10 protein-coding genes are annotated in these 12,418 nt (G+C 41.1%); 5 read left to right on the forward strand and 5 right to left on the reverse strand.

Translation table 11 applies throughout. The annotated features are described in order from the left end of the window. Nucleotides 1-8: 8 nt before the first annotated feature. A complete protein-coding gene (locus BTM29_RS04735; RefSeq protein ID WP_076614406.1) occupies nucleotides 9-1,463 on the reverse strand; it encodes an o-succinylbenzoate--CoA ligase in 1,455 nt (484 codons plus the stop codon). Nucleotides 1,464-1,845: 382 nt separating this feature from the next. Next, on the reverse strand, nucleotides 1,846-2,661 hold the full coding sequence (gene menB / locus BTM29_RS04740; RefSeq protein ID WP_076614407.1) for a 1,4-dihydroxy-2-naphthoyl-CoA synthase: 816 nt from the start codon (nucleotides 2,659-2,661) through the stop codon (nucleotides 1,846-1,848). A 26-nt stretch (nucleotides 2,662-2,687) separates the two neighbouring features. On the opposite strand from menB, the gene BTM29_RS04745 reads away from it, so the two are divergent. Beyond that, complete coding sequence (locus tag BTM29_RS04745) at nucleotides 2,688-3,062, forward strand: PaaI family thioesterase (protein WP_076614408.1); 375 nt, start codon at nucleotides 2,688-2,690, stop codon at nucleotides 3,060-3,062. Here the strand turns inward: BTM29_RS04745 and BTM29_RS04750 are convergent. Further along, the gene (locus tag BTM29_RS04750; protein WP_076614409.1) at nucleotides 3,059-3,580 is read right to left on the reverse strand and encodes a DUF308 domain-containing protein; all 522 of its coding nucleotides are present in this window, start codon (nucleotides 3,578-3,580) and stop codon (nucleotides 3,059-3,061) included. The genes BTM29_RS04745 and BTM29_RS04750 overlap by 4 nt on opposite strands. A gap of 484 nt (nucleotides 3,581-4,064) precedes the next feature. On the opposite strand from BTM29_RS04750, the gene BTM29_RS04755 reads away from it, so the two are divergent. From BTM29_RS04755 to BTM29_RS04765, 3 genes are all read left to right on the forward strand, one after another. Beyond that, entirely contained in the window at nucleotides 4,065-5,789 is a 1,725-nt protein-coding gene (locus BTM29_RS04755) for a pyruvate oxidase (RefSeq protein ID WP_076614410.1), read from the forward strand. 172 nt (nucleotides 5,790-5,961) lie between these two features. Beyond that, entirely contained in the window at nucleotides 5,962-7,326 is a 1,365-nt protein-coding gene (locus BTM29_RS04760) for an aspartate aminotransferase family protein (protein WP_076614411.1), read from the forward strand. Nucleotides 7,327-7,652: 326 nt separating this feature from the next. Beyond that, nucleotides 7,653-9,110, forward strand: coding sequence for an APC family permease (locus tag BTM29_RS04765; protein WP_076614412.1), 1,458 nt, complete (start codon nucleotides 7,653-7,655; stop codon nucleotides 9,108-9,110). Nucleotides 9,111-9,312: 202 nt separating this feature from the next. Here BTM29_RS04765 and BTM29_RS04770 read toward each other — a convergent pair whose 3' ends face one another. Both BTM29_RS04770 and BTM29_RS04775 read right to left on the reverse strand, forming a co-directional pair. Next, nucleotides 9,313-10,851 (reverse strand): SLAP domain-containing protein, encoded by a 1,539-nt coding sequence (locus BTM29_RS04770; RefSeq protein ID WP_076614413.1) that lies wholly within the window; start codon nucleotides 10,849-10,851, stop codon nucleotides 9,313-9,315. Nucleotides 10,852-11,016: 165 nt separating this feature from the next. Beyond that, entirely contained in the window at nucleotides 11,017-11,913 is an 897-nt protein-coding gene (locus tag BTM29_RS04775; protein WP_076614414.1) for a hypothetical protein, read from the reverse strand. 154 nt (nucleotides 11,914-12,067) lie between these two features. On the opposite strand from BTM29_RS04775, the gene BTM29_RS04780 reads away from it, so the two are divergent. Then, entirely contained in the window at nucleotides 12,068-12,265 is a 198-nt protein-coding gene (locus BTM29_RS04780; protein WP_076614415.1) for a DUF1659 domain-containing protein, read from the forward strand. Nucleotides 12,266-12,418 lie beyond the last annotated feature (153 nt).

The following is a 12,418-nucleotide window of genomic DNA, read 5'->3' on the forward strand; positions in this document are numbered from 1 at the left end:
TGTAGTTATTATAATTTTTCATAATCAACCGTGTTGAGCTTGCGACGCAGAACCTTACCACTGGCAGTAGTTGGAACAGAGGTAACAAGGCGAAACTCCTTAGGTACCTTATAGTGGGCAAGCTTGTCTCGTCCGAATCCTTTCAGATCCTCGGCGGTCAAATTAGCATTTTCATTCAACATTATGTAGGCGACTGGGACCTCTCCCCAGTCGTCATTTTTTATTCCTACCACAAAAATATTTTCTAATCCTTGAACCTTGCTGTAAGTATTCTCAACTTCTTCAGGATAGATATTCTCGCCACCGGAAATGATCATGTCGTCTTTCCTACCTTTAATGTAGAGATAGCTCTCATCATCAAGATAGCCAATATCACCAGTCCTGTAGAATCCATCTGAAGTCATCTTCTTGTCGAATAAGTCTTGATGGTTGAGATAACCCTTGGCAACGTTTGGAGCCTTGATCTCAATATCACCGATTCCTTCACGTTTGGCATTGGTGATACGAACTTGGACGGGGAACAGTGGTTGTCCAGATGAACCGACTTTTTTGTCGGCGTCACGGAAGTTCAATGCAACAACATTAGATGCCGTCTCAGTCATACCGTATGACTGAATCACTGGAATTTTTATCATATTACAGCGCAATAATGTCCAGTTATCGATCGGACCACCACCGAGCATGACACATTTGAAATGGTCATTGTAACTGGATCCACTAGGTAGCTTGTTTAACAGGCGCTTTAACATAGTCGGCACGAGTGAAATGATAGTTGCCCGTTCATTGATCAAAATTTTGTTGATGTAATTTTCATTAAAACTGGTAACTAGATAAACAGGGATACCGTATATTAATGAGCGCATCATTATTGAGAATCCGGAAATGTGGAACAATGGAACTGCCAAGACCCAAGAATCACGGTCGTTGATACCCAGATTCAGAGAAGTTCCAATCGCGGAATAGAAGTGATTACCAAACGTTTGAAGAACTCCCTTTGGTCGGCCAGTTGTACCAGATGTGTACATGATCGAAGTGACAGATTCGTTGTGAAATTCGGCGGCTGGTTGGTAATTTATGTCAGATTTTAAACTTAGAATGTCAGAGAGAAGTATCTTGTCTGTGTCTACTTTGTCGATCTGTTCGTGATTGCTGGAATCATCAATGATACATAAGTCAGCTTTTGAATCATGAATTTGGAAGTCCAATTCTTCTTTGGATAATCGAGAATTCAAGAAGACAATCTCTACTTCAAGTTGTTGCAAAGCAAGTATGGCGATATAGCCATTGAAGCTATTGCTGATAAAAAGAGCGGCTCGTTGTCCTTTGTGCAGTTTGTTGTGGAGCTTGCTGGCACAGAGTTGAACGGTGGAATTTAGTTCACTAAAGGTAAAATCTGAATGTTCAATTATTAGTGCTGTTTTATTCGGATTGAGTTTTGCACGTTTTGTTAGCCAATTTTCCACGGTTGTTGCTCCTTTTTTTGGTTTTTGTTGGGGTTGTAGTTTGAAATAGCTAAGAAGCTAGATTCTTGTTTCTATTCTGGATGTCGATGTGCTATTTTTCTGGTCAGTGTTTTGGTGTTTTTTGGTTTTGTTCAGGTTGTAGTTTGAAACGAGCCACACAAGCCAGATTCCTGCGCCTGCTACGAATAACTAATGCATCGCTTCGCGCTACATCAGTTATTCTAGGCAGTGCTCAGAATCTCCCGGCTTGTGTAGCTCTCTGCTTTTTGAAACGAGCTGCGAATCCCAGATTCCTGCGCCTGCTACGAGTAACTAATGCATCGCTTCGCGCTACATCAGTTACTCTAGGCAGTGCTCAGAATCTCCCGGGATTCTCCGCTCTCTATGGGAACTTAGGGAACTTATCAAAATCAGGGTCGCGTTTTTCTAGGAACGCGTCTCTTCCTTCTTTTCCTTCATCTGTTGTGTAATAAAGCATTGTTGAATCTCCTGCTAGTTGTTGTAATCCTGCTACTCCGTCTGTATCGGCATTCATTGCGGCTTTTATGAATCTTATTGCGGTAGGGGATTTCTTTAGGATTTCGTTGCACCATTCGATGGTCTCTTTTTCTACGTCAGCTAATGGGGTTACTTTATTGATCCATCCCATTTGGAAGGCTTCTTGTGCTGTGTATGGTTTGCATAGGAACCATACTTCTTTGGCTCGTTTGTGTCCGATTACTCTGGCTAGATAGGCTGAACCATATCCGGCATCAAAGCTTCCTACTTTTGGTCCGGTCTGCATGAACTTGGCATTGTCTGCGGCAATGGTTAGGTCACATACTAGTTGTAGAATGTTTCCACCACCGACTGACCAGCCACGTACCATGGCGATTACTGGTTTGGGGATGATGCGAATCAGGCGTTGTAAGTCCAGAACATTTAGTCTAGCTATATGGTCTGGTCCGACGTATCCACCGTTTCCTCGTACACTTTGGTCGCCACCGGAACAAAAGGCCAAGTCTCCTTGTCCAGTCAAAATAATGGCACCGATTGTTGCATCATCACGGCAAATATTGAAAGCCTCAATCATTTCCTGTACAGTGACAGGTGTAAAGGCATTACGCTTTTCTGGACGATTAATTGTTATTTTGGCAATTTTGCCCATACGCTCAAAAATAATTTCTTTATAATCTTTAATGTTTTCCCATTCACTCATAAAAATAACCTCCGAGGTGTAAAATAATGAACTTATTAGAAAATTTAGGAATAGAAACAGTGGAACAAAATAAGAATCGTGTGACTTTGAAGATGAAAGTTGAAGACAAACACATGCAACCATACAAGATAATGCATGGCGGAATCAACGCTGTACTCGCAGAAACTGCAGCCAGTATCGGTGCTAATCTTAACATATCTGAATCCGATGAAGTAGCTGTTGGAGTAGACATTAATACCCATCACTTGAATGCTGTCAAAGATGGCGTTATCAGTGCCGAAGCAATGCCGATCAGAATAGGCGTGAACATACAAGTTTGGCAAGTTATCACCCATCCAGAAGGTAGCTCGATCAACAATAGTATGAGCACCGTTACGCTCAAAAGAGTTAAGTTGAACTAGTTACGATATAGTCTAGAATTGATGATTTCAAAAAATGCCAGAATAATCAAGCTGACACCAAACAGCTGATAAATAAAAATAATCGTCTTAGGTGGTTGTAGAATGAACATAATTCCAGCAGCCACCAATAAAGCCGAGTAAAAATAATCAAGCCAAGGATTTATATTGACTTGTTTTTTTGCCTCATGAGAATCACGGAATTGGTTGATACCATTGACCAATAAGATGATACCCAAAACAGGAGGCACAAGCTTGATCAATAACTTGGCGATAAATAACACCACAATAGCAACAACCAAAGCCCCAAAACCCAGACCAATAGCAATATTAGTCTCACCAGTCAATCTCTTAATACTCATCCCATCCATTAAAGACAATATCCCATAGATGGCAATATATCCCGAGACCAAGTAAATGATGACATTGAGACTTTTAGTAGGTGCAATAACAATCAAAATCCCCGTAACTAATAAGAATACAAAACGTAACCAACGATAAAGTTGGAATTGTTTGACCATTTCTTCACTTCCTCTATATACTTATGAATGTGTATAGACCTATAATACCAAAAAATCAGAGAGCGGAGAAAGCCGGTTAAATGTTGAGCACTGCCTAGGATAAGAAAGGTATCGCGAAGCGATGCATTTATTATCCGTAGCAGGCACAGACATTTGGCTTTCGCAGCTCGTTTCAGCTAAACAAGTTCAGAAAACGAGTTTAACAACCAACAACCAAAAGACTTTTCAGTATTAAACAAACATTTCACAATAAGAAGTATATCATTATATGAATCCCAAGTTAATAACGTGTAAGCAATTACCTTTGATTGTGAAATTAAAGTGGTATTGTAGAATCAGAGAGCGGAGAGTCCCGGGTAGTTTCTGAGCACTGCCTAGAATAGCTAAGGTATCGCGAAGCGATGCATTAGCTATTCGTAGCAGGCGCAGGGAACTGGGACTCGCAGCTCGTTTCACTTCCAAAACCAAAAAAGGGGAAAAATATATGAAAGTACGTGCATCAGATAAAATGATTGATATCATGTCGCAATGGGGAATCGACAACATCTTCGGCTTACCCGGGGATTCAGTTGATACGACGATTGACGCCATGTATCGTGCGCAAAATAAAATAAAATTCACACATGTATTGCATGAAGAAGTAGCCGCATTATCAGCTGCTGCTCAAGCAAAGTTAACAGGTAAAATCGGTGTTTGTTTATCAATCGGTGGGCCTGGAGCAATTCACTTACTCAATGGATTATATGATGCCAAGATGGATCATGCCCCAGTTCTAGCAATTCTTGGACAAGTTCAATCAAAAATGTTGAATACTGACTTCTTCCAAGAAGTTGATACACACGTATTATTTGATGACGTTGCCGTCTATAACAAGTTGATAATGGATCCACAATCATTGCCACGTATAGTTGATGAGGCCATTAGAACAGCTTACTCCAAACAAGGAGTGGCCGTGTTGACCATACCAGATGACATACCAGACCATCTGATCCAGGACAACTTCACTGCTAATGTAGATAACTTCAAAATTGAAGATTATCAAGTTGATGATAAAGAAATCAAAGCAGTACTTGACCTAATCAAGATACATTCTAATCCGATCGTCTTGGCTGGTACAGGTATTCGTAACGCTAAAAAAGAAACACTCGAATTTATCGAAAAATTCAAAATTCCGATCATTCAAACCATGCCCGCAAAAGGGATGGTCAATGATAATCACCCGTATAATCTAGGACAATTAGGTAAACTTGGAACTAAGCCAGCCTTTGAGATGATGCAAAAGGCTGATCTATTAATAATGCTTGGAACCGATTATCCATATGCACCATACTTGAATCATAAGATAGATGCCATTCAAGTTGATATTAATGGTGACAAATTGGGTAAGCGTCATCGTGTCAATGTCGCCATCCAAGGTGAGACCAAAGAAGTACTGAGCAGAATGATTGAGCTAGGTGAAGACGTTAAAACACGTCCATTCTTAGATACCGCCATCAATCGTATGGCACAGTGGCGTTCATGGATGGAAGATGTCATGAGTAAGAAGCATACCGGAGTCTTACCATCCAAGATGTTTCGTACCTTATCCGACCAAGCAGAGGATAATGCTGTCTTCTCAATAGATGTTGGTACCTCAACGGCATTTGGTGCACGATTCATTGACGCCAAAAGTACTCAAAAGTACACTATTTCGGCATGGCTTGGAACCATGGGATGTGCCTTGCCGGGTGCTATTGCGGCCAAGATGAATATGCCAAATAGACCAGTCTATGCCATGGCCGGTGATGGAGCGTTCAGTATGGTCATGCAAGATTTCGCGACCGCAGTCAGATACAAATTGCCAATGGTTATCACCGTGCTCAATAACAAATTACTTGCGTTTATTGAATATGAACAACAATCAGCTGGCCAACAAAATTACGGTATCGGACTACCTGACATAGATTTCGCCAAGTTTGCGGAAGCCTGTGGAGGAATCGGTGTGACCGTCACTTCAAACGAAGAATACGTCGCAGCTCTCAAGAAATATAAGAATGCCGACAAGCCAGTTTTGATCGACGCTGCCGTTACCGATGAGGCACCACTTCCCGGTAAGATTGTTATGGACGAAGCCAAAGGTTATGCCAAGTTTGGATTCGGTCATGTTATCGACGAAAAGTCCATCCCACAATTACCACCAATGAAAGAAATATTACGTTCATTCTTATAAAATGATAAATTAATTTATTTTTAATAAAAAGGAAACCACAATTTAATGTGATTCCCTTTTTTTATGGACAAAACGTAACCAAATGAGGATTAATTAATAAAAACTCTTGCAACTAAATTAGAAAACTATTAGAATTACAATATTTCAACTATACAAAACAGGGGGCGTCTTTATGGATACAAAAAAAGTAGATCAGAATCATTTGGCTGATCACCGACTGATTCAGCGCGAGAATAAGTACTACGCTAAAGCTTCTCGTATGGATTACTTTGATTTAGTCATTGACCATGCGCACGATGCGACACTTGTCGATGTTGACGGAAATGAGTATATTGACGTCCTGGCAAGCGCATCAGCAGTTAACGTAGGACATACAAATGAAAAAGTGGTCAAAGCAATACAAGACCAAGCTGAGAAATTAGTGCATTACACACCAGGATACTTTCATCATCAACCGGAGCAACAGCTGGCCGAACGACTAGCCAAACTAGTGCCCGGTGAGCCCAAACAAGTGACTTTTGGTAATTCAGGTTCTGATGCCAATGATGCAATCATCAAATTCTCACGAGCTTACACAAAACGTCCATATATCGTGTCATTCATGGATTCGTATCATGGTTCGACTTATGGCTCAATGACACTTTCTGGTGTCAGCCTTAATATGACTAGGAACATGGGACCAATGCTTCCAGATGTTGTCCACGTTCCATATCCAGATCTGTATCGTACAGAACCCGGAGAAAGTGAACATGATGTTTCATTGAGATATTTTGATGAATTCAAGAAACCCTTTGAGACATTCCTTCCCGTTGAGGAAGTAGCCTGTGTTCTAATCGAGCCTATTCAAGGTGACGGAGGTATTCGCAAAGCTCCAGAAGAATATATGCAACTATTGTATAAATTCTGTCATGATAACGGAATCTTGTTCGCAGTAGATGAAGTCAATCAAGGCATCGGACGTACCGGTAAAATGTGGAGTATCCAACAATTCAAAGACATCGAACCCGACTTGATGTCCGTTGGAAAGTCTTTAGCATCAGGCATGCCACTGAGTGCCGTGATCGGTAAGAAGAAAGTAATGGAGAGCCTAGACTCACCAGCCCACGTCTTCACGACTTCAGGCAACCCAGTATGTTGTGCAGCCGCACTTGCCACACTAGACGTGCTAGATGAAAAAGACCTGTTGGAAAAGTCAGTAGAAGATGGCAAATACGTCGAAGAACAATTCCTCAAACTCAAAGATAAGTACGAAGAAATCGGAGACGTAAGATTCTACGGATTAGATGGCGGGATAGAACTAGTAACCGACAAGAAAAGTAAAACACCAAATCCAGACTTCGCTAACAAAGTAATCTATTACGCCTTCGAACACGGAGTAGTAATCATAACATTGAAAAATAACATCTTAAGATTCCAGCCACCATTGGTAATTACAAGAGAACAACTCGACAAAGTACTAAACGTCCTCGAAAAAGCCATAGTTGCTGCAGAAAATGATGAAGTTGATGTACCGGATGAGGATAGTATGGGCTGGTAAAACAGAGAGCGGAGAAAGCCGGTTAAATGTTGAGCACTGCCTAGGATAAGAAAGGTATCGCGAAGCGATGCATTGCTTATCCGTAGCAGGCGCAGACATTTGGCTTTCGCAGCTCGTTTTCAACCAGAGAGCGAAACAAAGCCGGTTAAATGTTGAGCACTGCCTAGGATAAGAAAGGTATCGCGAAGCGATGCATTGCTTATCCGTAGCAGGCACAGACATTTGGCTTTGTGTAGCTCGTTTTCGAACCCCAAAAATAAAAAGTTCAGTTAACAATCTTTGAACATCCAAAACCAAAAAGGGACAAAAATTTAGGAGGAAAATATATGAGTGGTTTTTTTAAACGATTAACATTAAAGGAAGATCCGAGTATTTATGAAGATAAAGACTCACACCTAGTACGAGTACTAACCGTTAAGGACTTCTTAGCGTTAGGTGTCGGGACAATCGTCTCCACATCAATCTTCACATTACCCGGAGTTGTTGCTGCACAACATGCCGGTCCAGCAGTTGCAATTTCGTTCCTAGTTGCTGCTATCGTCGCTGGTTTAGTTGCCTTTGCATATGCAGAGATGGCCGCAGCCATGCCTTTTGCGGGGTCTGCGTATTCGTGGATCAACGTAATGTTCGGTGAGTTCTTTGGTTGGGTAGCAGGTTGGGCCTTGTTGGCTGAGTATTTCATTGCCGTGGCCTTTGTTGCGTCAGGATTGTCGGCCAACTTCAGAGGACTATTAGTTCCACTAGGGCTCAAACTTCCTAATTCCGTTTCCAATACCATGGGAGTTAACGGCGGAATTCTTGATATTGTTGCCGTGATCGTTCTAGTGGCCGTGGCACTGTTGTTATCCAGAGGTGTTTCAGGAGCCGCCAAAGTTGAAAATATCTTGGTTATCCTCAAAGTTCTAGCCATCTTGGCATTTATTGTCGTTGGTTTAACAGCCATTCATGTACAGAATTACTTCCCATTTATTCCCAAATATCACGTCAACGCTGATGGTACTGCCTTTGGTGGTTGGCAAGGAATCTATGCCGGAGTTTCAATGATCTTCCTATCATATATCGGATTTGATTCAATCGCTGCCAATTCAGCGGAAGCTAAGAATCCCGGCAAAACAATGCCTCGTGGTATTCTTGGTTCACTTGCTATTGCCGTTGTCTTGTTCGTTGCCGTTGCCTTAGTTCTAGTCGGGATGTTCAAATATTCTGACTATGCAAATAACGCCGAACCAGTTGGCTGGGCCTTACGTCAAGCCGGACACCCAATCGTTGCCAGTACCATTCAAGCCGTTGCCGTTGTTGGTATGTTTACAGCCTTGATAGGTATGATGCTAGCAGGTTCACGTTTGATCTATTCATTCGGACGTGACGGAATGTTGCCAGCTTGGTTAGGTAAGTTGAACAAGAATAATCTACCAAATCACGCACTATTCACATTGACATTTATCGGAGTTATCATCGGAGCACTTTGCCCATTTGCGTTCTTAGCACAATTGATCTCCGCAGGTACCTTGATTGCCTTTATGTTCGTTTCACTTGGAATCTATGCCTTGCGTAGAAGAGAAGGTAAGGACATAGCAGTTCCAGCCTTCAAGATGCCATTTTACCCAGTAATGCCAGCACTAGCCTTTATAGGTGCATTGTTTGTATTCTGGGGATTAGATTACGAAGCCAAGTTGTATGCAGGAATCTGGTTCGCTATCGGATTAGTTGTGTATTTCGCATACGGGATGAATCATTCATTCCTTGGTAAGAAGGAAAAAGAAAAACAAAATAAGGCAAAATAAAATACTAAGATTTTTGAATATTAAAAGAGGTGGCATTCACAAAAGTGAGTGCCACCTCTTTTTTTAAGACAAAAAAAGAACGACCCAAACATGAAATGGGCCGTCCGATATATCAGGGAGTCGTTATTAATTCTTTTCTATCACTAGTTACTATACACCAAGTATATGAAGAAAGTGTGAATTTATCCAAAATAATTCATTATTATAACCCAAAGTCAGGCTTACTAATGATCTTTTCATTATCCAAATTAAAGTTCAAGCTCAAATGTGACCCATTGAGCCACTCCTTAGATCCAACCTTGAAGAAGTACTCACCAAGATTGTTTCTTGCAATCGTGTATACACGCCAACTAGTGCCCTCAGCGACACCACTTGTCTCATACTTGCCAGTTGACTCATCGAAGAATTGAGTTGAACCATTAGTTACCGTACCAACCTTGACCTGGTCAGTTGGAGTAGGAGTAGTTGTTGTAGTGTTATCAATAGCGTTAATCGCAAACGTAGGCTCTTGAGTCGTGTACTCGTATACAGAATCATCCATGAAACCAAGACCATTGATCCAAGTGTTAGGAGATATCTTGAACCAATATTTGCCCTTAGAATTCTCCACAATAGCAAGAATGTTGTAGATAGTACCTTGAGGATTCTTGTCGGTGGTTAAAGTGTTGGACTCAGTGTTGTAAAGAGTCGCATGGTCATTTAGGGACTGACCAGAGTAGAGCACACTACCAGAATCAGTCGCAGTTATCGTCTTGACCGCAGTAGTTAAGACATATTCGTCAGTAGCCACCTTGTAGAACTGCTTGCCATTCATCGTAACCACAGCACCAAGCTTCCACTCAGTTGCTTGCGGAAGGACATAACCAGTAGGGACCCCATTACTATTGTAGACAGCAGCGAACATTGAGACAATACCAGTCGAGTTGGGAACAGGCGTGCTTAGATTACCGACCGAATTCCCCGAAGCATCCTTGATCGACATAGCACTACCAAGTAACCACTGATTAGTCGCGATGCGATAGTAAGCCTGACCGTTGAACAACTTCATACCAGTCAATTTCCAGCTAGTATTGTTAACGTAGAATAGACCGATCGAGTTCCCATTATCGTCACAAGCAGTCGTACCGTAAGCCCCGTTGTTGTAGCCGACAGTTCCAATATAACCGGTAGTTTTTGTGATACCAGACGCGCTTACAGTATTCGTAGAGGTAGTATTATTGACAGCGTGACCAGTGGAGTCTGCTACATCCATGTCTCCAGCTAATATCCACTGATTAGTTGCTACACGATAATAAGTCAACCCGTTGACGACCTTGCTAGCGTCCAACTTCCAAGAAGTGTAATTGCCAAACGAATTGTCAGTCATATTACCATTGTCATCATAAGATAAAGCACCACCCTTATGAATAGTACCGATATAGCCCGGAGTCTTAGTAATCGTGGCACTAGGAGCACTTTGACCTTCAATCTGGATACCAGATGCCGAGACGTATTCATTAGTTGCTACCTTATAATAAGTAACACCATTTATCGACTTAGTAGCGCCGAGCTTCCAAGAAGTGAAGTTGTCCAAAGTGCGCAGAATAGAATTACCATTTGCGTCGTATAAAGTCCCACCACCACGCTTGATCGTACCGACCAGTGCAGCAGCATCGACATTTTGTTGTGAAACATTACTTAGTACACCAGGAGCAAGTAAGATTGCTGCAGCAGTACCAAGAAGTATTGAGTTTCTTTTCATACCGTTAACCTCCCCAAAATATACATTTAACAACAGCATATTCTCATATATAATGGTAAACAATTGATTCATAAATTCTTATATTATTCTTTATTTTTTGATTAAACAAAAAGGAGTAAGGAACGAAATTTTTAATTTCGTTCCTTACTCCTTTTTAAATACACTTTACTGAATCTTACCATCAGCAGCAGTGATAGTTGAACGACCATCTTTGTTAGCGTTCTTGATGGCACGGAGAATATCATTGTCACTCCATGCGTCAACATTCTTAACACCTTGGTCAGTTAGATCTTGTCTAGCCTTAGCAATATCTGAGTCTGTGATAGTCTTACCATCGACTTCTTTAGATTCAACATCAAAATCCCCATTGGCAGCAGGATTGTCAGAATCATCATTAGATGACGAAGTAGTGTCACTAGAAGTAGTAGAACTGTCAGAAGAAGTACTACTACTACTGTCATTATTATTACTATCAGTAGTGTTGTCAGCCGTAACTGAACTTGCTGGTAGCTTATCTAACAGCTTCTTAGCTTGCTTATAGATATCTGAGTAATACTTACCCTTGATACCCTTTGTACTTGTGAGCTGTTCAAGTAAAGCCCTAGCTTGATCATTATTGTTGTCCGCAATCAATTGCTTAGCAGTCTTGATATTGGCCTTGTAGTCACTACGGTTTCTTTGGATAGTCTTAACTTGACCCAATAGATTCTTAGCACGCTTAGTCATCGACTCATTACCGTTAGATTGATTCTTAACAGTATTCAGAGCTGACTTAGCACTAGAAAACTCCAGTTTGTTCATAGACTTCTTAGCTTTGACCAAGTTCTTAGCTTGAGATTCATAAGCCTTAGACTTTTTAGTGTTCTTAGCCTCATTAGCCGATTTGAAATGATCACTCGCTGAATCATAGTCCTTCTTATTTACAGCCTTATTACCCTTAGACATCTCTGTTTTGTAATCATTATTATTGTTGTCTGATGATGCAGATGACGAACCATTGCTGCAACCAACAAGTAAGATACCAACAGCGGTCGTTGCAAGTAATGCCAATGCTTTTTTCATACAATTCCTCCACTCTTTGACTGTCTGAATTATACCATGTCGCAAATAAATAGAAAAAGTATTTCCGTTTTGACCATTCCCAAACGTTACTGTTTATGTAAGCAACTTATACGGCCGATAAGTGATTACAAAAAAATAAAAGAGGTAAGTAAAAATGAACTGGAACAAAACAACAATCAACATGACAATGGCAAACGAAAACTACACAGACGGAAAAGCAGTAAGAGGATTCCAAAACATAGTAAAAGAACCAACCCCAGAACAACTCAAGACATTCGCAGGAGTATTAGAAACATTATCAAACGGAGATATATTTTTAAAAGCTGAAGTTGTACAACATACAGACATGTAAGAGCGTGTCAACATGCGGGAACACCTGAGCATTACCTAGTCCCATGGATTTACTACGAAGTAGTGAAGCCATGAGACGTAGTAAGCGCAGGGTGTTGCATGTTGTAAACGCGTTTCAGAAGCTGAAAATAAGTAAGAAGCGTATCGAAAAAGG

It is taken from the genome of Companilactobacillus allii, from assembly GCF_001971585.1.
Classification (GTDB): domain Bacteria; phylum Bacillota; class Bacilli; order Lactobacillales; family Lactobacillaceae; genus Companilactobacillus; species Companilactobacillus allii.